The organism is Azospirillum agricola (genome assembly GCF_020005195.1).
GTDB classification, from domain to species: domain Bacteria; phylum Pseudomonadota; class Alphaproteobacteria; order Azospirillales; family Azospirillaceae; genus Azospirillum; species Azospirillum agricola.
Window position 1 is genome coordinate 167,064 of record NZ_JAIFZR010000007.1, and the last position, 26,056, is coordinate 193,119.

General features: G+C 75.1%; 3 protein-coding genes (1 of these 3 running past the window's edge). All 3 read left to right on the forward strand.

All coding sequences use genetic code 11. From position 1 onward, the window contains the following. Tightly spaced (each overlapping or abutting the next), the 3 genes in view from JN22_RS30750 to JN22_RS30760 form a layout consistent with a single transcriptional unit that may run on beyond the window. On the forward strand, positions 1 to 12,348 hold the full coding sequence (locus JN22_RS30750) for a non-ribosomal peptide synthetase/type I polyketide synthase (RefSeq protein WP_143268913.1): 12,348 nt from the start codon (positions 1 to 3) through the stop codon (positions 12,346 to 12,348). Next, on the forward strand, positions 12,345 to 17,219 hold the full coding sequence (locus JN22_RS30755) for an SDR family NAD(P)-dependent oxidoreductase (RefSeq protein ID WP_085557720.1): 4,875 nt from the start codon (positions 12,345 to 12,347) through the stop codon (positions 17,217 to 17,219). Before JN22_RS30750 ends, JN22_RS30755 begins: the two co-directional genes overlap by 4 nt. Further along, a protein-coding gene (locus JN22_RS30760; RefSeq protein WP_085557721.1) for a non-ribosomal peptide synthetase crosses the window boundary here: on the forward strand, positions 17,216 to 26,056 show its 5' portion. The gene runs 1,128 nt beyond the window's last position; only the first 8,841 of its 9,969 coding nucleotides appear in the window; the start codon lies at positions 17,216 to 17,218; its stop codon lies off the right edge, out of view. Before JN22_RS30755 ends, JN22_RS30760 begins: the two co-directional genes overlap by 4 nt.

Below are 26,056 nucleotides of genomic sequence, written 5' to 3' on the forward strand. Positions count from 1 at the left end.
GTGACCGGAGGAACCCCGGCGTCGGCGCAGGACACCATCAAGCGGCTGTTCCGCGCCCTGAAGGCCGAACAGCAGAAGCGCGAGGCGCTGGAGGCCCGGCTGGCCGAAGCTCCCGGCCCAGGGAGCGGCCCAGGGAGCGGCCACGGCGCCGAACCGGTGGCGGTGATCGGCATGGCCTGCCGCTTCCCCGGCGGGGCCAACGACCCGGACGCCTTCTGGCGGCTGCTCGACGGCGGCGTCGACGCCATCGGCACGGTGCCGCCCGACCGCTGGGACGCGGCGGCCTTCCTCGACCCGGACGGGACGACCCCCGGCACCATGTCCACCGCCAAGGGCGGCTTCCTCGACGTCCCCCTGGGAAGCTTCGACTACCCCTTCTTCCGCCTGTCGCCCAAGGAGGCGCGCGCGCTTGATCCCCAGCAGCGGCTGCTTCTGGAGCTGTCGTGGGAGGCCCTGGAATCGGCCGGCATCGTCCCCGCCACGCTGAAGCGCAGCCGGACCGGCGTCTATGTCGGCATCTCCGGCGACGACTACAGCCTCGCCCACCGCCATTCCGACGACCTGTCGCGGATCGACGCCTATTCGATCACCGGAAGCACCCCCAGCACCGCCGCCGGCCGCATCGCCTATTTCCTGGGGCTGGAGGGGCCGGCCATCCCCGTCGACACCGCCTGCTCCTCGTCGCTGGTCGCCCTCCACCTCGCCTGCCAGAGCCTGCGCGGGCGGGAGACCGACCTGACCCTGGTCGGCGGGGTCAATCTGATCCTCGCCCCCGCCACCCATGTGTGCTTCTCGCGGCTCCAGGCGATCTCGCCCGACGGGCGCTGCAAGAGCTTCGCCGCCTCGGCCGACGGCTACGGCCGCAGCGAGGGCGGCGGCATGGTGGTGCTGAAGCGGCTGTCCGACGCGCTGCGCGACGGCGACCCGATCCTGGCGGTGGTGAAGGCGACGGCGGTCAACCAGGACGGCGCCAGCAACGGCTTCACCGCCCCCAACGGCGCCGCGCAGAAGCGCCTGCTGCGCGAGGCGCTGGACAAGGCCGGGCTGGCCCCGGCCGACCTCCAGTATGTCGAGGCCCACGGCACCGGCACCCCGCTCGGCGACCCGATCGAGGCCGACGCGCTGGCGGACGCGCTGTGCCGCGACCGCGATCCGGCCAAGCCGCTGGTGCTGGGAGCGGTCAAGAGCAACATCGGCCATCTGGAGGCCGCCGCCGGCATGGCCGGCCTCATCAAGGTGCTGCTGGCGCTGCGCCACGGGCGGATTCCGGCCAATCTGCATTTCGACGCTCCCAACCCGCTGATTCCCTGGGACGGCGCCGGATTGCGCGTGCCGACCGCGCCGGTCGGCTGGACACGGGAGGAGGGGGCGCGGCACGCCGGAATCAGCTCCTTCGGCTTCAGCGGGACCAACGCGCACGTCATCCTGGGGGACCCGCCGGACGAGAACGCGGGCGAGAGCGCGGAACCGGCCGCCGCGCCACCCGCCCCACTTGCCGACGACGGCTTCCATCTCCTGTGCCTGTCGGCCAAGACCCCGGACGCGCTGCGCGAGACCGCCCGTCGCTTCCGCGCGTATCTCGCCGCCCTGCCGGCCGGCGTCGGCCTGCGCGACGTCTGCGCCACCGCGCTGCGTCACCGCACCCGCTTCCCGCACCGTCTGGCCGTGGCCGGCGCCAGCGCGGCCGGGTTGATCCGCGCCCTGGACGGGCTCGGCCCGAACGGCCCGACGCCGCTGGACGCCGCCGCCGAGGATTACCGGCAGGGCCGGGACCTCGACGTGGACGCGCTGGCCCCGCCGGGCGGCTACCGCCGCGTCGCCCTGCCCGCCACCGCCTTCGACGGGCGCCCCTGCCACATGGGCGATCCCGGCGGCCCCCTGGTCCCGGCCCAGGTTTCAATCCCCGCCGCGGCACCGGCGACGTCGGGCCCCCCCTCCCATCCGCTGCTCGGCCGGGCGTGGAACAGCCCGCTGCTCAGCGAGACCCTGTGGGAAACCACGATCGGGCTCGGCAGCCATCCGATGTTCCGCGACCATCGGGTGTTCGGTCGGCCGGTGGTTCCGGCCGCCGCCACCCTGTCGCTGCTGCTGGCCGCCGCCGCCGGGCACGTCCCCGGCCGGGCCTTCGACCTGGAGGACATCGTTTTTCCGGCCGCCCTCGTCCTGCCCGACGACGGAACGGTGACGCTGCATCTGCGGCTGCGGCCGCTGGAGGACGGGCGGGCGGAGCTGCGGCTGGCCCGCTTGGCCGGGGACGGCCCCGTCACCCACGCCACCGCCGTTTTGCGCCCGGCCGACGCGGCGCCGACACCGGCGGAACCGGTCGCGGCCCGCTGGGAATCCTGGCCCCGGACCATCGCCGCCGACGATCTGCTCTCGGGGCAGGGCGAGCGGCTGACCCTCGGCCCCGCCTTCCGTCGGGTGACGGGGGCGAAGCGGTCGGGGAACGAGGCGCTGGCCAGCCTGGACGGTGCCGACGAGGCGGGCGACGCCGGCTGGGCCCCCTCCCTCCACCCCGGCCTGATCGACGGCGGCCTGCAACTGTTGCCGGCCCTGTGGGAACGGGCGGGGGACGAGGCGCTGGTGCCGGTCCGCATCGACCGGCTGCATTTCCCCGGCGCCCCCTCCGCCCCCTGCCGCTGGGCGGCGGCGCGGCTGGAGACGGGCGACGAGACGCTGGGCGAGCTGCGGCTCCTGGACGGGAATGGACACCTCCTGCTGGCCCTGCACGGCGTGCACGGCCACCCCATGTCCGCCGACGCCCTGCGCCGGGCGGCCGGTACGGAACCGGCGGTGCCATGCCACCGCGTCGTCTGGCACCCGGCCCCGGCCGTGACCGGCGGCGACTCCACGGGTACGAGGGCGGGCACGGGGGCGGGCACGGGGGCGGACGCGGGCGGGCGATGGATCGTCCTCGCATCCGCCAATCCGTCCGCCACCCTTCCCGGCGCCATTCACCTGATCGACGCCGATGGCGACCGCCTGCGTGCCGCCATCGCCGAGGTCGGCACCGGGCTTGCCGGCGTCGTCTGCCTGCACGCGCTGGCGGGCGGCGAGGATCCGGCCCTTGCCGCCCCGGTGCTGGACGTGGCGCGGACCCTGGCCGCGCTGGAACCCCCGCCGCGCCTGTGGGTCGTCACCCGTGGAGCGCAGGCGGTGCTGCCCGAGGACGGGGCTGACCCGTTTCAGGCCGCCCTGTGGGGGCTCGGCCGGTCGCTGGCGATGGAGCAACCCAGGCTGTGGGGCGGGCTGCTGGATCTGCCCGGCGATCCCGACGGCGCCGTCTGGGACCGGCTGCCGGCGGCGCTGCTGCCGGGCGAGCGGGCGTTGCGCGGTGGAAACATCTTCGTGCCCCGGCTGGAGACGGTCGCCTTGCCGGCACGCCCCGAATCCGGGGGCCCGCCGGTCCGGAGCGGCGTCACCCATCTCGTCACCGGCGGCTGCGGCGCGCTCGGGCTCGCGGTGGCGGAGTGGCTCCACGCACGCGGCGCCGATCATCTGGCCCTGCTGGGCCGCCGGCCCCCGTCGCCGGCCGCGCGGGCCCGCATCGACGCCCTGATCGCCAAGGGTGCCCGGATCCGTGTCCTGCAAGCCGATGTGGCGGACCGGACGGAACTGGCCGCCGCGCTGGACGGCCTCGCCCACGACATGCCGCCGCTGGCCGGGGTGTTCCATCTCGCCGGGGTGCTGCGCGACGGGCTGCTGCCCGACCTCACGCCGCAGCGTCTGGCCGAGGCGATGGCGGCCAAGGCCCTCGGCGCCTGGAATCTCGACCGCCTGACCCGGAACCGGCCCCTCGACCTGATGGTGTTCTTCTCGTCGGCCGGCGCGGTGCTGGGCGCGGCCGGGCAGGCCAACTACGCCGCCGCCAACGCCTTCCTCGACGCGCTGGCGGCGCGGCGCCGGCGGGCGGGGCTGGTTGCGGCCAGCGTCGGCTGGGGACCGTGGGCCGGAGGCGGGATGGCCGCCGGCACCGACGTCGCGCGCGGGATGGAGCGGCTCGGCTTCACCCCCCTGCCCCCGGCCGCGGCGCTCGACACGCTCGAGCGGCTGCTGGCAGCCGGCTGGAGCCACGCGGTGGCGCTGGCGGTCGACTGGCGGCGCTACCGCCGCGCGCTGCCGGCCGGTGCGGTGCCGGAGCTGCTGCGGGGGGTGCTGCCGGACGCGGAGCCGTCCAGGCTGGCGGCGGCGGCAACGGGCGTGGGGGCGGACCGGGCCGGGCTGGCGGCCTTCCTCGCCCGCACGGCGGCCGAAGCGCTGGGCGCCACCCCCGGCACCACCATCGACGCCGACCAGGACCTGTTCGAGCTGGGGCTGGATTCCCTGATGGCGCTGCGGATGCGCAACGCCATCGAAGGGGAACTCGAGGTCAGCCTGCCCGCCACCATCCTGTTCGATCACCCGACCATCGCCCGGCTGTGCGACGCCATCGCGAACACGGCGCCGGCCGATCCGGCGGCGGATCGGGTGCCGACGGTCGCGGCATCCGCCGCCCGACCAGGCGAAGCCGGTGGGGAAACCCGGCTGAGCGCCGGGCAGCAGGGGCTGTGGTTCCTCCAGCAGCTCGCCCCCGACAGCGCCGCCTTCCACACCTGCTTCACCGCGCGCATCCGCTCCGCCCTGGATGTCGGCGCGCTGGAGCGGGCGTTCCGGCTGCTGCTCGACCGCCACCCGGCGTTGCGCGCCCGCTTCACCGCTCCCGACGGAATCCCGCGCCAGGATCCGGCCCCGGCGGACGGCTTCGCCATCGAACGGGCCGAGGCCGCCGATGCGGACGAGGAGGCGTTGCGGGCTCTGGTCGCCGACGCCTACCGCCGCCCCTTCCGGCTGGACAGCGCCTTGCCGATGCGCGTCGCGCTGTGGCGGCGGGCGGAGGACGACCACATCCTGCTGATCGCGGTGCACCACATCAGCATCGACGTCTGGTCCTTCGAACGGCTGTTGGACGAGGTCAAGCGCACCTACGCCGCCCTGCTCCGGGGTGAAACGGCGGCGTTGCCGCCGCCCGCCCACGGCTACGGCGATTTCGTGCGCTGGCAGCGCGACCTGCTGGCGGGCGAGCGGGGACGGGTCCTGCGCGACCATTGGCGCGAGCGGCTGGCCGGCGCCCCCCCGGCCGCCGCCCCGCCGCTGGCCAGCCGGACCGACGGCCAGCCGGCGCTGGGCGGGCGGTCGCTCCATTTCTCCCTCGACCGCGAGCGGACGGCGGAGCTGGAGCGGATGAGCCAGGAGAACGGCACCACGCTGACCGTGACGCTGCTCGCCGCCTGGCTGCTGCTGGTCGGGCGGCTGAGCGGCCGGGACGACGTGATCGTCGGCACCCCGGCGCTGGGCCGCAGCGAGCGCGCCTGGACCGACACGCTGGGCTTCTTCGTCAACGTGCTGCCGATCCGCGCCAGCCTGTCCGGCGATCCGTCCTGGCCCGAGCTTGTGCGGGCGGTGCGCCGGGCGGTGCTCGACGCCATCGCCCACCAGGATCTGCCCTTCTCCGAGATCGCCGCGCTGGCTCCGGAGGCCGAGCGCGACGGGCTGCACCCGCTCTTCACCACCCTGTTCCACTTGCGCAACCTGGAGGAGATGGGGCCGTTCGGGAACGCCTTCATCCCCGGCCGGACCGCCCGCATCCCCTTCGGCCCGCTGGAGATCGAACCCTTCTTCCTCGACCAGCAGGAGGGCCAGTACCCCCTGACCATGGAGTGGTTCAAGGCCGAGGGCCAACTGCACGGCGTCCTCAAGCACGACACCGGCCGCTACGACGACGCGGCGGCGGCGGCGGTGGCCGGGCATTACGTGGCGCTGCTGTCCGATCTGCTGCGCCGGCCGACGGCGGCGGTCCGCTCCATCGATCTGCTGACGGACTCCGACCGGGCGGCGCTGGCGCGCTGGCACGACACCGCGCGCCCCCGCGCCGATGCGGCCGGCGGCGTCATCCACCGGCGCTTCGCGGCCCAGGCCCGCTGCACGCCCGACGCGGTGGCGCTGACCGCCGGGGCGGAGAGCCTGACCTACCGCACGCTCGACCGCCGGGCCAACGCGCTGGCCCATGGTCTGGCCGCCCGTGGCGCCGGGCCGGGCGCGCTGGTCGGGATCTGCGTCGAGCGGTCGGTGGCCATGGTGGTCGGGATGCTGGCGGTGCTGAAGACGGGCGCCGCCTACGTCCCCCTGTCGCCCGAGGATCCGTCCGACCGGCTGGCCGCGCTGACGCGCGAGGCCGGCGTCGCCCTGGTGCTGGCTCAGCCCGACCGCATGGAGCGCTTCGCGGCCCTCGGCCCGGACCGCATCCTGCCGGCCGGCGGCGAGGGCGGCGATGGGGACGAACGCGACGACGCCCCGGCGGCGACGGTCACGGCGGACGACCTCGCCTATGTGCTGTTCACCTCCGGCACCACCGGAACGCCCAAGGGCGTGATGGTCGCGCACGGCAGCGTCGCCAATTGCCTGGACTGGCTTCAGGACGCGAACCCGCTGGACGCCGGGGACGCCATGCTCGGCAAGACGCCGACCAGCTTCGACCCTTCGGTGACCGAGATCTTCTGGCCGTTGATTGTCGGCGCCCGGCTGGTGCTGGCCAAGCCCGACGGCCACCGGGATCCCGCCCATCTGGTCGATCTGATGGCGCGGGAGCGGATCACCGCCGTCTTCAGCGTGCCCTCCCAATGGCGGGTCTATCTGGACGAGCCGGGCATCGCCGCCTGCACCGCGCTGCGCTGGGTCGCCTGCGGCGGCGAGCCGCTGCCGGCGGCGCTGATCCGCCGTTTCCGCCGGACGCTGCCCGGCGCCAGGCTGCTCAACGTCTACGGCCCGACCGAAGCGACGGTGCTGGTCTCGGCCTGGACCTGCCCCGACGATCCCGACGGCGACGCGGCGGTGATGATCGGCGGCCCGATCGCCAACAGCCGGCTCCATGTGCTGGACGAGGGCCTGTCGCCGCTGCCGGTCGGCGTGCCGGGGATGCTGCACATCGGCGGCCGCTGTCTGGCGCGGGGCTATCTCGGGCGACCGGACCTGACGGAACGGGCCTTCGTCCCTGATCCCTTCTCGGCCGATCCCGCCGCGCGGCTCTACCGCACCGGCGACATGGCGCGGCTGGTCGCCGCCCCGGACGGCGGGCTTACGCTCCAGTTCCTCGGCCGGGCCGACCATCAGGTCAAGCTGCGCGGCATGCGGCTGGAGACCGGCGAGGTCGAGGCCGCCCTGCGCCGGCACCCCGGCATCGCCCAGGCGGCGGTGCGGCTGGTCGAGGCTCCCTCGGGCGAACCGCTGCTCGGGGCCTGCGTGGTGCCCGTGGCGGACGCCGGGTTGCGGGACGGGGAGGCGGCGGCTTTTCTGGAGGACCGCCTGCCCGGCTGGATGGTGCCCCGGCTGTGGGCAAGCCTGCCGGCCCTGCCGCTGACCGCCCACGACAAGATCGACGGCGCGGCGGTGGACCGCCACCTGCGCGCGGCACTGGCCCGGCGCGTGGCCGACCCGGCGCCGGGCGCGACGCCGGCGAGCCCGGTGACCGCGAGCCCGGCAACCGATGCGGAAGCGGCGGTGGCGGCGATCTGGCGCGACCTGCTGAACCTGCCGGCGGTGACGCGCGACGCGCATTTCTTCGACCTCGGCGGCACATCGCTGATGCTGGCCCGCCTGCGCTGGCGGCTGGAGGAGGCCGGCTTCGGCCAAGTGCCGATGACGGAGCTGTTCCGCCACCCGACCGTCGCCAGCCTCGCCGCCCGTCTGTCGGCCGGGAAGCCCGCCGCGACAACGGCGGAGGCGGCGGAAACGGCGGAGGCGTCGATGTCGGCGACGCCCCGCGCCGCGCGGGCCAACGCCGGGTCCCACGCCGTCGCGGTGATCGGCATGGCCGCCCGTCTGCCCGGCGCCGCCGACATCGACGCCTTCTGGGACAACCTGACCCGCGGGGTCGAGAGCATCCGCCGCTTCCCGCGCGACGAGCTGCTGGCCGCCGGCGTGCCGCCGTCGTTGCTCGACGACCCGGCCTACGTCCCGGCCAACGGCGTGCTCGACGGGGTGGAGGCGTTCGACGCCGGCTTCTTCGGCTATTCCCCGCGCGAGGCGGAGACGCTGGATCCCCAGCACCGGCTGTTCCTGGAGACCGTCTGGCACGCGCTGGAGCATGGCGGCTACGGCCGCCGGGGCCTCGCGGCGCGGGTCGGGGTCTATGCCGGGTCGGAGATCAGCAACTACCTGCTGTTCAACCTCGCCTCCCGGCTCGACCCGGCGGAGATGAACGGCGGTTACGCCCTCAGCCTCGCCAACGACAAGGATTTCCTGGCGACCCGCGCCTCCTACGCGCTGGATCTCCGGGGGCCGGGGCTGACGGTGCAGACCGCCTGCTCGACCTCGCTCAGCGCCGTGGCGATGGCCTGCGACGCGCTGGCGGCGGGACACTGCGACATGGCGCTTGCCGGCGGCGTGTCGATCCAGCTTCCCCAGATCCAGGGCTACACCCACCGCGAGGGGATGGTCGCCTCGGCCGACGGCCATTGCCGGCCCTTCGACGCCGGGGCCAGCGGCACCGTCAACGGCAACGGCGTCGGGGTGGTGCTGCTGAAGCCGCTGGCCCGCGCACTGGCCGACGGCGACACCGTCCACGCCGTGCTGGCGGGCTGGGCGCTCAACAACGACGGCTCGCGCAAGCTGGGCTACACCGCCCCCAACGCCGACGCCCAGGCGCGGGCGCTGGCCGACGCCTGGGCGCACGCCGGCATCGCCCCGGCCGACCTCGGCTGCATCGAGGCCCACGGGACCGGCACCCCGCTCGGCGACCCCATCGAGGTGTCCGGGCTGATCCAGGCCTGGGGCGACCGGCCCCGGCCGCCGAATCCCTGCCTGCTGGGATCGGTCAAGGGCAACATCGGTCATCTCGGGGCGGCGTCCGGCGTCGCCGGCCTGATCAAGACGGTGCTGATGGTGCGCCACGGGCGCATCCCGCCCAGCCTGCATGTCCGCACCCCGAACCCGGAGATCCCCTTCGCCGGCTCTCCCTTCGCCGTCAACGCGGAGCTGCGCGACTGGCCGGAGGGGCCGTCGCCCCGCCGGGCGGGCGTCAGCTCCTTCGGCATCGGCGGCACCAACGTGCATGTGGTGGTGGAGCAGGCGCCGCCGCGTCCGGAGTCCGGCGTCAGCGGAGAGGACTGGCAGGTGCTGCCGGTGTCGGCCGGCAGCGCCGCCGGACTCGACGACGCCCTTCGGGCTCTGGCGGCGCGGCTGGAACGGCCCGACGCCCCGCCGCTCGCCGACGCCGCCTTCACCCTCCAGGAGGGGCGGAGCGCCTTCGCCCACCGGGCCGCCGTGGTGGTCCGCAGCGTCGCGGAGGCGCGGGCCGCGCTGGCCCGCGCGCCCCGCAGGCGGGTGGACGGGACGCCCGAGGTGGCCTTCCTCTTCCCCGGCCAGGGCGCGCAGCATCCCGGCATGCTGCGCGGGCTCTGCGAGGCGTGGCCGGAGTTCCGGCGCGAGATCGACCGCGGGCTGGCGCTGCTCGCGGCGCTCGACGGCACCCCGGCCGGGACGCTGCGGACCATGCTGCACCCTGATGCCGAGCACCGGGCGGAGGCCGCAGCCTTCCTCGGGCAGACCCGCTACACCCAGCCGATCCTGTTCATCGTCGAGCACGCGCTGGCCCGGCTGTGGCAGGGGTTCGGGGTCGAGCCGTCCGCGATGATCGGCCACAGCGTCGGCGAATACGCGGCCGCCGCCCTGGCCGGAATCTTCGCCTACGAGGACGCCCTGCGGCTGGTCGCCGCCCGTGGCCGGCTGATGCAGGGGCTGCCGCCCGGCGCGATGCTGGCGGTCAACCTGCCGGCGGCGGAGGTCGCGGACCTGCTGACGGGCGAGGTCGGTCTGGCCGGCGACAACGGCCCCACCCAATGCGTGCTGTCCGGCCCGGCCGAAGCCATCGCCGCCGCCGCCCGCGCCCTCGCCGCGCGGGGCGTCACCACCCACGCGCTCGCCACCTCGCACGCCTTCCATTCGGCGATGATGGACCCGATCCTGGAGGAATTCCGCCGGCTGGTCGCCGGGGTCGAGCGCCGGCCGCCGCGCGTGCCCATCGTCTCCTGCCTGACCGGGGAGTGGCTGACCGACGACCAGGCGCTCGATCCCGACTATTGGGTGCGGCAGTTGCGCGGCACCGTGCGCTTCCGGCCGGGGGTGGAAACCCTGCTGGCCGCCCCCGGCCGGCTGCTGCTGGAGGTCGGGCCGGGACGCACGCTGAGCGCCCAGGCCCAGAGGATCGCCCAGAGCCGGGAAACGGCGGAACACGGAAGCCTCCTCATCCTCGCCAGCGCCCGCCGGGAAAACGAGAGCCGCGACGACCGGGACAGCCTGCTCTCCGCCCTGGCCGCCCTGTGGACCGCCGGGGTGGAGGTGAGGTGGCGCCGGCCCGGCGGCGAGCCGGCGGGGCGGCGCGTGCCGCTGCCCCTCTACCCGTTCGACCGGCGGCGCTACTGGGTGGAGGCTCCCCGGCCCGGACAGGCCGCCGCCCTGCCGCCGCCCGCCACCCTGCCGGAACGGGCCGACCCGGCCCGGCGCTTCTACGTTCCCCGCTGGAGCGCGACTTCCCTGCCGCCACCCCCCACCCGGACCGTGGACGGGGATCTCTGCCTGGTCTTCGCCGACGCGGCCGGGGTGGCGGAAAGGCTGGCCTTGCGGTTGCGCGCGCAGGGCTGGCGGGTCGTGACCGTCCACCCGGACGCCGAAGCCCTGCCCCACCGGGCCGACGCCTACGCGGAGCTGCTGGCCTCGCTGCGCCGCCAGGGACCGCTGCGGCGGATCGTCCACGCCTGGACCCTTGGCGGCCCGCCCACCCGCGTCCGGACCCTGGGCCTGGAAAGCCTCCTGTTCCTCGGGCAGGCGCTGGCCGCGAGCCAGGAGCCGGTCGAGCTGGTCATCGTCGGCGCCGGGGTGCAGGACGTGGCGGCCGACGAGCCGGTCCCGGCCCAGGCCGCCCTGCTGCTCGGCCCCGCCCTGGTGATTCCGCGCGAATGCCCGTGGGTCGGGGCGCGGCTGCTCGATTTGGATCCCCTCCGGGACGACCCGGAGCGGACGGCCGGGCGCATCCTGGCGGAACTCGACGACCCGCGCGGTGACCGGCTGGTGGCCTACCGCCGCAACCGCCGCTGGGTCCGGGATTTCCAACCGCTGACCATCGAGGACGGCGATGCCGGCGGCGCGGAGGGCGTTCCCGCCGGGCTGCGCCCGGAGGGGGTCTATCTGATCACCGGCGGGCTCGGCGGCATCGGGCTGGAGGTCGCCCGCTTCCTGGCAAGGCGCTGCCGCGCCCGGCTGATCCTGTGCGGACGCGGCACCCCAGCCCCCGATGATCCCCGGCAGGAGATTCTGCGGGAGATGGCCGGGCTCGGGGCCGCCGTCACCGTGGTGGCCGCCGATGTCACCGATCCCGGCGCCATGGCGGCGCTGGTCGCCCGCGTCCTGGCCGAGCACGGGGCGCTGCATGGGGTCGTCCACGCCGCCGGCACCGGCGGCCATGGCGCCATCACCGCCAAGACTCCCGAGGGCATGGCGCGGGTGCTGGCGCCGAAGCTGGAGGGCACGCTGGCCCTGGCCGACGCGCTGACCGGACTCCCGCTGGACTTCCTGGCCCTGTTCTCGTCGAGCAGCGCCGTGCTGGGCGCGGCCGGGCTTCTGGATTACGCGGCGGCCAACGCCTTCCTCGACGCCTTCGCCCACCGGCGCAGCGCCGCCGGCCTGCCGACCCTCGCCATCGGCTGGGACGCCTGGGCCGACACCGGCCTGTCGCGCGGCGCCTTCCAGGGCGGGGTCAGCCGCAAGCAGGCGGCCCAGGCGCTGAGCGTGGCGGAGGGGCTCGACGCCTTCGCCCGCATCCTGGGCCGGCCGGGCCTGCCCCACGTCCTGGTCTCGCCGACCGACCTCAACGCCCTGATGGGCGAGATCGCCACCGCCGGCCGGAGGGAGGAGGCGGGAGAGCCGCCGTCGGAACCGGCGGTCTACGAACGGCCCGACCTCGCCACATCCTTCGTCGCCCCCGGCACCCCGGCGGAACGGCGGGTCGCCGCGCTGTGGCAGGAGATCCTCGGCATCCGGACGGTCGGAATCCGGGACAATTTCTTCGACCTCGGCGGCGATTCGCTGGTCGGCTCCCGGCTGGTCGCCCGGCTGAACCGGGAGTTCGGGGCGAGCCTGCCGGCGGTCACCCTCTACGAGACCCCGACCGTGGAAAGCCTGGCCCGCCGGCTCGATCCGGCGGAGACGGCTCCATCGGAAGATGCCCCGGCGCGGAGGCCCCCGCCCACCGCCGAGACCGGCCGTCAGGACAGCCGCCGGGCGCGGCGCGACAGAAAACGGGACGATTTCCTGCCATGAGCATGACCAGCAGCGACGACGATCTGGACGGCGCCATCGCCATCATCGGCATGGGCCTGCGCGTGCCGGGCGCCGACACGCCCGACGCCTTCTGGCGCAACCTGCGCGACGGCGTCTGCTCCATCGCCCGCTTCACGCCGGACGAGCTGCGGGCGGCCGGGGTGCCGGAGGCCGAGTTCACCCGCCCCGACTATGTCCCGGCCGGCGGCGTGCTGGAGGGCATCGACCGCTTCGACGCCGGCTTCTTCGGCTTCACCGCGCGCGAGGCCGAATGCCTCGCCCCGCAGAACCGCCTGCTGTTCGAATGCTGCTGGGAGGCGCTGGAGCAGGCCGGCTACGACCCCAAGGGCACGCCGGGCCGCACCGGCCTGTTCTTCGGCCAGAGCGTCGACAGCTATTGGCGCAACAACGTGGCGCCCAACCTGACGGCGCTCGACGTCGGTCTGGATTTCTTCGCCAACCCGGACTTCCTCAGCACCGGCATCGCCTACAAGCTCGACCTGCGCGGGCCGGCGCTGACCGTGCAGTCCTTCTGCTCGACCTCGCTGCTGGCGGTGCATCTCGCCCGCCAGAGCCTGCTGGAGGGGGAGTGCGACATGGCGCTGGCCGGCGGCGCCTCGGTGCGGGTGCCGCAGACCCAGGGCTACCTGCACATGCCCGACAGCCTCTATTCGGCCGACGGGGTGGTCCGCGCCTTCGACGCCGGGGCCAACGGCACCCTGTTCAGCAACGGCGTCGGCGCCGTGCTGCTGAAGCGGCTGGAGGACGCGCTGGCCGACGGCGACCGCATCGACGCGGTGATCCGCGGCTCGGCCGCCAACAACGACGGCAACCGCAAGGCCGGCTACAACGCCCCCAGCGTCGACGGGCAGGCCCGCGTGGTGGTCCAGGCGCTGCGCGACGCCGGGGTACCGGCCGACAGCATCGGCTACGTCGAATGCCACGGCACCGGGACCCTGCTGGGCGACCCGATCGAGATCGCGGCGCTGACCAAGGCCTTCCGCGTCTTCACCGGGCGGCGCGGCTACTGCGCCGTCGGCTCGGCCAAGCCGAACATCGGCCACGCCGACCGCGCCTCGGGCGTGGTCGGGCTGATCAAGGCGGCGCTCAGCCTGCGCCACCGCACCCTGCCCGGCCTGCCGAACTTCCGCAGCCCGAACCCGCGCATCGACTTCGCGGATTCCCCCTTCCACGTCAACGACCGCACCCGCGCGTGGGAGGCGGCGGACGGCCCCCGGCGGGCCGGCGTGACCTCGCTCGGCTACGGCGGCACCAACGTGCACATGGTGCTGGAGGAGGCGCCGGAGCGCCCCCGCCCGGCCGAGGCCGCCCATCCCCATGGCGCCCGCCCCCACCCGATCCTGCTGTCGGCCCGCACGCCCGCGGCGCTGGACGCCGTCGCGGCCCGGCTGGCCGGGCATCTGGAGCGCCATCCCGGCGAGCCGCTCGCCGCCGTCGCCCGCACCCTCCAGACCGGCCGCCACGGCTTCAACCACCGCCGGCTGGTCGTCGGCGGCAGCACCGCCGAGGTCGCGCGCCGGCTGCGCGACGCGGCACCGGACTCCACCGCCACCGCCACCCGGCGCAACCCGCCCGTCCATTTCGTCTTTTCCGAGGCGCCGCTCGACCGCGCCGCCGCCCGCGCCGCCTACGCGAGCGCCCCCACCCTCCGCCGGCTGCTGGACGAGGGCCGCGCCCTGCCCTTCGGCGACATCCTCGACGGGTTGCCGGACGCGGCGGCCCGGCTGCTGTTCGATCAGGCCCTGGCCCGCTGCCTGATCGCCTGGGGGATCGAGCCAGCCAGCCTGCGCGCCGACGGCGCCGCCCGGCTGGCGGCCGGCTGCGTCGCCGGGATCGTCGAACCGGAGGAGGCGCTGAACCGGCTCGCCGGCCGGGGTGGCCTTCCCGCCGGCCGGCCCGGCGGCCTTCCGCTGCTGACCCCGGCGGACGCCCTGGATCCCGCCGACCTGCGGCTCGCCATCGAACTGCCCGGTGGCGCCGATGGCGACGGCGGGCTCGCCCGGATGCTGGGCGGGCTGTGGCTCGCCGGGGTGGAGCCGGACTGGAGCGCCGTCCATGACGGCGCCGTTGCCCACCGCCTCGCCCTGCCCACCTACCCGTTCGAGCGGGAGCGCCACTGGCTCGACGCCCAATCCGAAATGGCCCGATCCGAGGGGAGCGCCGCCGCGGACGAAGCCTTCCCCACGCCGCCCGTGGCGGAGCCGGCCACCGCCGCCGAACCTCCCCCCGCCTGTCTGGTGCCGTCCTGGCGCCGGCTGCCGCCGCGCATGCCGGCGGATGGCGGAGCGTGCTGCCGCATCGTCGTTCTGGACCGCGCCGGCCTTGGCGAAAGCCTGGGCGAAAGGCTGGCCGACGCGCTGGAGGCGCAAGGCGACACGGTGATCCGCATCGCCGCCGGGGAGCAGGCGACGAACCCGGCCGAGCGGCGCTACACCGTCGACGCCGGCCGGCCGGAGCAGCTCGACCGCCTGCTGACCCGCCTGAAGATCTGGGAGCCGGCGGCGCTGATCCTGTGCGCCGATCCGGCCGGCGCGGACGTCGCCGAACAGGCGCTGGCCGGTTTCCTCGACCTGCACCGCTGGATCCGGGCGGTGGACGGGGTGTGGCCCGACAAGCCCTTCGCCATCCACGCCGTCGCCTCCGGCCTGTTCCAGGTGACCGGCGCCGACCCGGTCCGGCCGGAATTGGCGACTCTGCCGGCCCTGGCGGCGGTGGCGGCCCAGGAATACCCGAAACGGAGCTGCCGCGTGCTCGACGCCGGCCCCGGCGTGACGGCCGGCGCCCTGGCGGCGGAGCTGCGCCTACCCCCCGGCGACGGCGCCCCGGCACAGACCGCCCTGCGCGGGAGCCAGCGCTGGGCGCCGGCCAGCGAACACATGCCGCTGGAGGCCGAGACGCTGGCCGGGATGCTGCGGCCGGGCGGGGTCTATCTGATCACCGGCGGGCTGGGCGGCATCGGCCACACGCTCGCCGCCCATCTGGCGCGGACGGTGGCGGCGAAGCTGGTGCTGCTGTCGCGCGGCATCCCCGCCCCCGGCGAGACCGGCGACAAGGCCCGCCGGCTGGAGGCGCTGCGCGCCCAAGGCGCGGAGGTTCTGGCGCTCGCCGCCGACGCGGCGGAACCGGCCCAGATCACCCGCGCCGTGGCGCAGGCCCGCGCCCGCTTCGGCCGCATCGACGGGGTGATCCACGCCGCCGGCCTGCCGGGCGCCACCACGCTGGACGCGCTGGACGCCGAGCAGGTGCGGGCGGTGATGGCGCCGAAGGTGGCCGGGGCCTGCGCGCTGATCGACGCGCTGCGCGACGACCCGCCGGATTTCCTGGTCCTCTGCTCGTCGCTGGCCGCCGTGGCGCCGACGGTCGGGCAGGGCCATTACGCCGCCGCCAACGCGGTGCTGGACGCGCTGGCCCAGCGGCCGGACAACCCGATGCCGGTGATCGCGGTCAACTGGAACTCCTGGCGCACGGTCGGCATGGCGCAGGACGTCTGGAACCGCCAAGCCGAGACCGCCGCCCTCGACCATCCGCTGTTCGCCGAACGGACCCGGATGCCCGACGGCGAGATCCGCTACCGCGCCCGCCTGGATCCGGAACGGGACTGGCGGCTGTCCGAGCACCGCCTGTTCGGGCGGCCGACCCTGCCGGGAACCGGGGTGGTCGAACTGGCCCTGGCGGCCTTCCAGCATGACCGGGCGGAGGGGGACGGCTTCCGGCCGGTCGAGCTGCGCGACGTCGCGCTGGTCCGCCCCTGGGCGCCGAAAGCCGGCGGGGGCGCCAGCCTCCGGGTCAGCCTGATCCCCGACGCCGAGGGCGCCGCCTTCCGGGTGGAGAGCGTGGCGCCGGACACCGCCCCGCTGCTGCACGGCCAGGGCACCCTGCACCCGCTGGCCGGCGTGGCGCCGCCCACGGCCGCCGGCCCGGCCGCCCGTCCGTACCCCCTGCCGGACCAGGCGCCGGCCGATCTGGAGCTGGGGCCGCGCTGGCGCTCGCTGACGCGGGTGAGCGGCGATGAAGGGGGCGGGGCGCGCAGCGTCGCCGAGCTGAGCCTGGACGACCGCTTCCACGGCGATCTGGCGACGACCCCGCTGCACCCGGCGCTGCTGGACATCGCGACCAGCGTCCACGGCCATCTCCGGGCACCGGACGCCCTGCATCTGCCGGTCGGCTACCGCCGCCTGCGGGTGTACCGGCCGCTGGGGGCGCATCTGGTCAGCGTCGCCCGCCCGTCCGCCGGCCCCGCCGGCGCCGGAACGCTGCGCTGGGATCTGGCGATCGCCGATCGCGAGGGCCGCACGCTGGCCGAGATCGACGGCTACACGCTGGCCGCGCCTTCCGCCGAACCGCCGCCGCCCGCCGCCGTCACGCGGGACGGGCTGCACGGCAACCCGTTCGAAGCCGACAGCATCACGCCGGAGGAGGGAACCGCCCTCTTCCGCAGGCTGCCCGTCGGCATCGCCCCGCAGTTGCTGGTCTCGCGCGCCCGGACAGCGGCGGGGACGGCGGCGGGGACGGCGGCTGCCCCGACCGCGCCCGTTCCGGCCGCCGCCCCGGCAGCGACCGGCGGACCGGCGGCGGCGGACGTGCGCACCGCCCTGACCGGCCTGTGGCAGCGGATCCTCGGCGGCCCGCCCCCGGCTCCGGACGCCAGCTTCTTCGAGCTGGGCGGCAACTCGCTGGGCGCCACCCGCATCCTGTCGCACATCCGCGAGACCTACGGCGTCACACTGGAGATCCGCGCCTTCTTCGCCGGTCCGACGATCGAGGCGCTGGCCCGCCGGATCGAGGACGCCGCCGCGCCGGCACCGGCCGGCGGCGACGCCGACGAGGACCGGGAAGAGGGAACCCTATGAGCGACGGGCTCGACGCGCTGCTGCGGCAACTGGACAGCCTGAACGTCCGGCTGTGGGTGGAGGAGGGGCAGCTCCGCTTCTCCGCCCCCAAGGGGGTGATCCAGGGCGCCCTGCGCGACGCGCTGATCGCCCGCAAGCCCGACCTGATCGCCCGGCTTTCCGCCGCGACGGAGACGCCCCGCGACGCGGTGATCCCGGCCTCAGCCAACCAGGAGATGCTGTGGTCGCTCGACCGGCTGGAGACCGGCTGCCCCGCCCTCTACATCGAGGCGCGGGCGGCCCGGCTGCACGGCGACCTCGACGTCGCGGCTCTGGAGGCGGCGGTCGGCGCGCTGTGCCGCCGCCACGACAGCCTGCGCACCCGGCTGGAGCTGCGCGACGGCGCCCTCCATCAGGTGGTCGCCCCCCCCCTGGCCGTGCCCGTCCCGGTGGAGGACGCCGCCGGCCTGGACGCGGCGGCGCTCGACGCGCGGGTGAACGCAATCGCCTGGGCGCCCTTCGACCTGGAGCGGCCGCCGCTGCTGCGCGTCCATCTGCTGCGCACCGGCGCGCGCGACTGGATCCTGGTGTTCAGCCAACATCATGTGATCACCGACCGCTGGTCGATCGCCCTGCTGGTCGCGGAGCTGTCGGCCCTCTACGACGCCGCCCGCGACGGGCGCCCGTCGCCGCTGCCGGCCCCGGCGGCGCAGTACGGCGACTACACGCGCTGGCAGCGCGAACGGCTGGCGGGGGAACGCGGCGCGGCGCTGCTGACCTACTGGCGCCAAGCCCTGGCCGACGCGCCGCCGCTGCTCGCCCTGCCGACCGATCGCCCCTATCCCGCCCGGCTGAGCCACCGGGGCGGCCGCGTCGCCATGCCGCTTGATCCCGCTTTGCAAAGCGCAGTGGACGCCCTGTGCCGGCGGGAGGGGACGACTCCCTTCATGGTCTTCACCGCCGCCTTCACGGCGCTGCTGCACCGGATCACCGGGCAGGAGACCATCGTGGTCGGCACCCCCATCGCCAACCGGCTGCGCCCGGATCTGGAGGCGGTGCCCGGCTATTTCGTCAACACGCTGGCCCTGCGCAGCGACGTGGACGGACGGGCGCCCTTCCGCGACCTGCTGGCCGGGGTGCGCGACACGGCGCTCGCCGCCTACGAGCATCAGGAGCTGCCCTTCGGCCTGCTGGTGGACGCCTTGCGGCCGGAGCGCGGGGCGTCGCACCCGCCGGTCTTCCAGGCGATGATCGTCCTCCAGAACGTGGAGATGGCCGAGCTGTCCTTCGGCGGCGTCGCCCTCGCCCCCCACCCGCTGCGCGCCGACACCGGCAAATACCCGCTGATGCTGACCATCCTCCCGGACGAGCCGGGTGGGCCGCTGCTCTGCTGGGATTTCCAGAGCGACCTGTTCGACGAGTCGACGGTGGCGGGCATCGCCCGCCGCTTCGCCCTCCTGCTGGCCGACGCGCTGGCGGCCCCCGAACGGCCGGTCCACGCGCTGGCCCTGCTGACCCCCGAGGACGAACGGGCGCTGCTGCGGGCGTCGAACCGTCCGCGCGGCCCCGGCCCCTTCGCCGAAGCCACCATCGCCGGCCTGTTCGCCCGGCAGGCGGCGGCGACGCCGGAGGCCACCGCCCTGCGGTTCGGCGACCGCCGGCTCGACTACCGGACGCTCGACCGGCAGGCGGACCGGCTGGCCGGCCGGCTGCGGCAACGGGGGGTTTGTCCGGGCGACCGGGTCGGCATCGCGCTCGGCCGCTCGCCGGAGCTGATCGCCGGGCTGCTCGCGATCCTCAGGCTGGGGGCGGCCTATGTGCCGCTCGACCTCGGCTACCCGGCGGAACGGCTGGCCTGGATGGCCGAGGATTCGGGCATCGGCCTGCTCGTCACCGACAGCGCCGGGGATGCCGGCATCGGCTGGACGGCGGTTCCCCGGCTGCTGATGGACGGCCTGCCCGAAACCGACGACGACAACCCGCCAGCCCCCGCCGCCGGGCACCACCCCGGACCCGGCCTCGGCCCCGACAGCCCGGCCTACATCATGTACACCTCCGGCTCCACCGGCCTGCCCAAGGGGGTGGTCGTCCCCCACCGTGGCGTGGTCCGGCTGGTGAAGGGGGCCGACTACGCCCGGCTCGACGCGTCCGAGGTGATGCTGCTGCTCGCCCCGGTGTCCTTCGACGCCTCGACCTTCGAAATCTGGGGCAGCCTGCTGAACGGCGGCACGCTGCTGATCGCCCCGCCGCTGGAGAACGACCTGCTTGCGCTCGGGCGGATCGTCCGCGAGGGCGGCGTCACCACCCTGTGGCTGACCTCGGGCCTGTTCACCCTGATGATCGACACCGCGCCCGACGACCTGCGCGGCGTTCGGCAATTGCTGACCGGCGGCGAGGCCCTATCGCGCCGGCACGCGGCGGAAGCGCTGGCCCGGCTGCCCGGCACCACGCTGATCAACGGCTACGGCCCGACGGAAAACACCACCTTCACCACCTGCCACCGCTTCTCCAAGGGACCGGCGGCGCTGTTCCCGGCCGGCCGGCCGATCGCCGGCACCAGCGTCCACATCCTCGATCCCCACGGCAACCCGGTGCCGCCGGGCGTGGCCGGCGAGCTGCTGACCGGCGGCGACGGGCTGGCCATCGGCTATCACGAGCGGCCCGAGCTGACCGCCGAACGCTTCGTCACGCTGGAGCTGGATCTCGCCGGCGAGCGCTGGTCGGAGCGGCTGTACCGCACCGGCGACCTCGCCCGCTGGGTTCCCGACCCCGCCACCGGCGAACTGGTCGTCGACATCCTCGGCCGCATCGACCGGCAGGTGAAGATCCGCGGCTTCCGCATCGAGCCCGGCGAGGTCGAGGCGCAGCTCGACGGCCTGCCCGGCGTCGCCGAATGCGCCGTCGTCGTCCGCGACGACGAGGGCGGGCCCCGGCTGGTGGCCTACTACGTGCCGAAGGCGGACGCGGCGCCCGACGCCGACCACCGTGGCGCCCTGGCCCGGCGCCTCCCGGACCACATGCTGCCCAGCCGGTTCGTGGCGCTCGACGCGCTGCCGGTGTCGCCCGCCGGCAAGATCGACCGCAAGGCGCTCGCCTCCGACCGCTACCGGGTGGATGCCGAACCGGCCGGCGAGGCGCCGGCCAGCGCCACCGAACGCCTGCTGGCCGGGGTCTGGGCCGGCATCCTCGGGGACGGGGCGATCCACCGGACCACCCACTTCTTCGAGCGCGGCGGCAACTCGCTGTCGGCGATCCGCATGATCGCGCGGGTCCGCGAGGCGCTGGCCGCCGCCGGCCGGCCCGACGCGCTGCCGGTGCGCAGCGTGTTCGAGCACCCCACGCTGGACTCGCTGGCCCGCCTCATCGACCGGCCGGCGGAGGACGGGGGCGGCGACGGGAACGCCGGCCCGCCGCTGGCCCCACGCAACCTCGGCCACCGCGACCTGCCCCTGTCCCACGCCCAGGAACGGCTGTGGGTGCTGGAAAAACTGCTGCCGATGGGCGGGGCCTACAACGTGCCGGGCCAGTACCGGCTGCTCGGCCCCCTCGACACCGCCGCGCTGGAGGCGGCGCTGCAAGCCGTCGTCCGCCGCCACGACAGCCTGTCGGCGGTCTTCGCCGAGCGGGACGGGCGGGCCGTCCACCACATCGCCGACACCGGCTTCCGTCTGGATACGCGCGACTGCACCGCCGACGAGGCGCCCCGCCTGCTCGCCGAGGGGGCGGAGGCGCCCTTCGATCTGGAGCGCGGCCCGCCGCTGCGCGCCACCCTGCTGCGGGTCGGCCCATGCGAGCATTACCTCCAGGTGGTGATGCATCATCTGGTGTGCGACGGCTGGTCGGTGGCGCTGTTCCTGCGCGAGGTGGAGGCGCTGTGCGCCGGCCGCCCGGCCCCGCCGCCGCTGGCCGTGCAGTACCAGGATTTCGCCGACTGGCACCGCTCCTGGCTGCAAGGGGAGCGGCTGGAGCGGCTGCTCGGCTACTGGCGGGGCAAGCTCGACGGCATGCCCGACGGGCTGGAACTGCCGGCCGACTTCCCGCGCCCGGCGGTTCCCGGCAACCGTGGGGCGACGGCGGTCTTCGCCATCGACGCCGACCCGGCGGCGGTGGACCGCCTGTGCCGGGAGCGGCGCGCCACCCGCTTCATGCTGTTCTACGCCGTCTTCGCCGCCCTGCTGCACCGGATGACCGGGCAGGCGGATTTCGGTGTCGGCACCCCGATCGCCGGGCGCCACCACCGGGGCGTCGAATCGCTGGTCGGCTTCTTCGCCGACACCCTGGTGCTGCGCACCCCGCTGGACGGTTCCCCGGACAGCCCGGCAGGCGGTGACGAGCCCTTCTCCGCCCTGCTGGAGCGGGCGCGGCGCACGGTGCTGGAGGCGTTCGACCACCAGGATCTTCCCTTCACCACGCTGGTCGAGGCGCTGAAGCCCAACCGCCGGCTCGACACCACCCCCCTCTTCCAGGTGATGCTGGCGGTGGAGGACGAACCCCCGGCCGCCCTCGCCCTCCCGGGGGTGACGGCGGAGCCGGTTCCCTGGGACTCGCCCTTCGCCAAGCACGACCTGACCCTGACGGTGCAGCCGTCGAGCGGCGGCTTCGCCGGCAGCCTGGAATACAACAGCGAGCTGTTCCACCCCGACAGCGTCGCCCGTTTCGGTCGCTGGCTGAACATCCTGCTGGCGGCGGTCCTCGCCGACCCGGACCAGCCGGTCGAGGCCATCGACCTGCGCGACGCCGGGGAGCGCGCCCGCCCACCCGGCCTGGCCGGAAGCGTCCACCCCCGCCCGCCCGGCCTCGGCCTGCACGAGCTGGTGGCCGAACAGGCGCGCCGTGCCCCGGCGGCGACCGCCCTGTCCCACGGCGACGCCGTTCTGAGCTACGGCGCGCTGGAGGCGTCGGCCAACCGGCTGGCGCATCACCTCATCGCGCTGGGGCTGGAGCCCGGCGGGCTGGTCGGGGTCTGGCGGCGGCGCTCGCTCGACCTGCCGGTGATCCTGCTGGCGATCCTCAAGGCCGGCGGCGCCTATGTCCCGCTCAACCCGGCCCACCCGGCCGAGCGGACGGCGACGGTGATCCGCGCCTCCCGGCCGGTGATCGTCGTCGCCGAGCCCGGCTTTCCGCTGCCCGACACCCCGGCCGTTCTTCTGGATCCCGACGCCGAGGCGGAGGCCATCGCCGGCCACCCCGACAGCCCGCCGGCGGTGCCGGCGCGGGACGACCGGCCGGCCTACGTGATGTTCACCTCCGGCTCGACCGGCACGCCCAAGGGGGTGGCGGTGCCGCACCGGGCGATCGTCAACCACCAGCTCTGGTTCCGCCGCCAATTCGGCCTGACCGCCGATGACGCGCTGTTGCAGATGACCTCCTTCGACTTCGACGCCTCGGTCATCGAGTTCTTCGCGCCGCTGGTCTCCGGCGGCCGGCTGGTCGTCGCCCCGCCGGGCTGCGAAAAGGAGCCCGGCGCCCTCCGCGACCTGATCCGCGCCAACCGGATCACCCTGTTCCAGGCGGTGCCGGCGCTGCTCCAGGTGATGGTGGACGAGGAGCTGCTGGCCGGCTGCCCGTCGCTGCGGGTGGTGATCTCCGGCGGCGAGGCGCTGGCGACCGGCTTGCAGGACCGGCTGCTGACCCAGGCGGCACCGGCCCGTATCTTCAACCTCTACGGCCCGACCGAGACCTGCATCGACGCCGTCTTCCGCGAATGCCGGCCGGGGCTGCGGCAGGGCACGGTGCCGATCGGCCGGCCGGTGGACAATCTGCGGGCCTATGTGCTGGACGAACGGTTGCGGCCGGTGCCGGACGGCATGGCGGGGGAACTGGTCCTGGCCGGCGCCGGACTCGCCAACGGCTACCTCAACGAGCCGGACCTGACCGCCGCCGCCTTCCTGCCCGATCCCTTCGCGGGCCCCCTCGTGGATCCCTTGGCCGGCGGCGCGGAGCGGATGTACCGCACCGGCGACCGCGTGCGGCTGGGACCGAAGGGGCTGGAGTTCCTCGGCCGCACCGACCGGCAGGTCAAGGTGCGCGGCTTCCGCATCGAGACCGCCGAGATCGAGGCGGCGCTGAACGCCGTCCCGTCGGTGCGCGAGAGCGCGGTGATCGGCGTTCGCCGTCCCGGCGACAGCGACCATCGGCTGGTGGCCTTCGTCGCCGGACACGGCCCGGACGCCGCCGCCCTGCGCGCGGCGCTGAAGCGCACGCTGCCCGACCACATGGTCCCGGCCCACTTCGTCGCGGTGGACGCCCTGCCCCTGGCGTCGAGCGGAAAGATCGACCGCCGCCGGCTGGAGGCCATGGCGCTCCCCGCCCTGGCCGAGCCCGGCCCGCCCGCCGAACGGACGCCGCCGCGCAACGAGACCGAAAGCCGCCTGCTGGCGATCTGGCGGGAGGTGCTGAAAACCGTCTCCATCGGCGTCCACGACAATTTCTTCGAACTGGGCGGTCATTCGCTGATGGCGGTGCAGGTGGTCTCGCGCATCCGCGCCGGCTGGCCGGTCGCGACGTCGGCGCGCGACGTGTTCGATTTCCCGACCGTCGCCGAACTGGGCGCCGAACTGGCGCGCCGGCTGGAGCAGGACCGCCCGCCCGCCGCCCGCCCGCCGCTGGTCGCGCTGCCCCGCCGGACCGAGCCGGACGGGTCGGCGCTGATGCCGGTCTCCTACTCCCAGCGCTCCCTGTGGTTCCTCGACCGGCTGGAGGGCGGCGGCCGGGCCTACACCACCATCGGCGCCTTCCGGCTGACCGGACGGCTGGAGGCTCCGGCCCTCGCCCGCGCCTTCGACGCCCTGATGCGCCGCCACGAGTCGCTGAGGACCTGCTTCCTGCTGCGCGACGGCGAACCGTGGCAGCGCATCCTGCCGCCCGGACCGCCGCCCTTCGCCCGGACAAGGGCGGCCACCCCCGGCACCGACGACGCGACGCTGGCCGAGCTGGCGCTGAACGAGGCCGCCCGCCCGATCGACCTGTCGCGCGAGCCGCCGCTCCGCTTCACCCTGATCGAACTGGCGCCGGATCGCCATCTGGGCGTGCTGACCTGGCACCACATCGCGTCCGACGGCTGGTCGCTGGCTGTCTTCGTCCGCGAGATCGGCGCCCTCTACGCCGCCGAACTGGCTGGGCGGGACGCGGCCGCCGCCTCGCCGCCGCCCCTTCCGCCGCCCCTGCCACCCTTGCCGGTGCAGTACGCCGACTACGCCGCCTGGCAGGGGCAATGGCTGGCCAGTCCGGGCTTCAAGGCGCAGCTCGACCACTGGACGCGCCAGCTCGACGGCGCACCGCCGCACCTCAACCTCTGCACCGACCGGCCGCGCCCGCACCGCCAGAGCTTCCATGGCGCCACCCTGCGCTTCCAGGTCGATTCCGGTCTCGCCCGCCGGCTGCTGGCGGTCGGACAGACGGTCCAGGCCAGCCTGTTCATGACGCTGCTGGCGGTGTTCATGGTGCTGCTGCACCGCCATTCCCGCCAGGACGACATCCTCGTCGGCACCCCGGTCGCCAGCCGGTCCGACGCGGCGCTGGAGGGGCTGATCGGCTTCTTCACCAACACCCTGGTGCTGCGCGGCCGCATGGCGGACAACCCGCGCTTCTCCGAGTTCCTGGATTCGGTGCGCGGCATGACGCTCGACGCCTTCGCCAACCCGGACGTGCCCTTCGAAAAGCTGGTGGACGTGCTCGACCCGCCGCGCAGCCTGTCGCACGCGCCGCTGTTCCAGGCCATGTTCAACCTTCAGAACACGCCGGTCGAGCCGGTCGAGCTGCCCGGCCTGACGCTCGCGCCGCTGGAGGTCGACAGCCGCACCGCCAAGTTCGACCTGCTGCTCAGCCTGATCGAAACCGACGGCGGGCTGGACGGCCATTGGGAATACAGCAGCGACTTGTTCGACCCGGCCACCGCCCAGCGGATGGTCGACCAGTATGTCGCCCTGCTGCGCGCGGTGGCCGAGGCGCCCGAACGGCGGCTGCGCGAGCTGCCGCTGTTTTCCGACGCCGAGCGCGACCGGCTGCTGGCCGCCTGCCGGGGACCGGCGGTGGCGGGCGGCGGCGACGGGACGCTGCACCGCCTGTTCGAGGAGGCCGCCGCCCGCCACCCCGCTGTGGTCGCCGTCGAGTTCGCCGGGCGGAGCCTGAGCTACGCGGCGCTGAACCGCTGGGGCAACGCGCTGGCCCGGCGGCTGACGGCGCTGGGACTGCGGCCGGGCAGCCCGGTCGGCGTGCGGCAGGAGCGGTCGCTGGAGATGGTGGCGGCGGTGCTCGGCATCCTCAAGGCCGGCGGCGCCTACCTGCCGCTCGACCCCGCCCTGCCGGCGGCGCGGCTGGACTTCATCATCGGCAACGCCGGGGTCGGGCTGGTGGTCGGCGACGCCCCGCTGCCCGACGGGCTTGACGCCCTGCCGCACGGCGCGCGCAGCGTCCCGGCCGGGCCGGAGCCGGAAGAGGGCGAAGCGGCCGGCAACCCCGACACACCCCTGTCGCCGGAAGACCTCGTCTACGTGCTCTACACCTCGGGCTCGACCGGACAGCCCAAGGGGGTGCGGATGCCGCACCGGGCGCTGGTCAACCTGATCCGCTGGCAGGTGGCGGAGCCGTCCTTCCGGCCGGGGCTGCGCACCCTGCAATTCACCACGCTGGGCTTCGATGTCGCCTGCCAGGAGATGTTCGCCACCTGGGCCTCGGGCGGCACCCTGGTGCTGATGGACGAGGCACTGCGCCGCGACGTCCCGGCGATGCTGGCGCAGGCCGCCGGCTGGGGCATCCAGCGCATCTACCTGCCCTTCACCGCGCTTCAGCAGATGGCCGAGGCCTGGCCGCTCGCCACCACGCGGCCGGCAACCTTGCGCGAGCTTCTCACGGCGGGC

Coding starts and splice junctions, on each gene's coding strand:
- JN22_RS30755 (WP_085557720.1), top strand. CDS start 12,345: ATGAGCATGACCAGCAGCGACGACGATCTGGACGGCGCCATCGCCATC.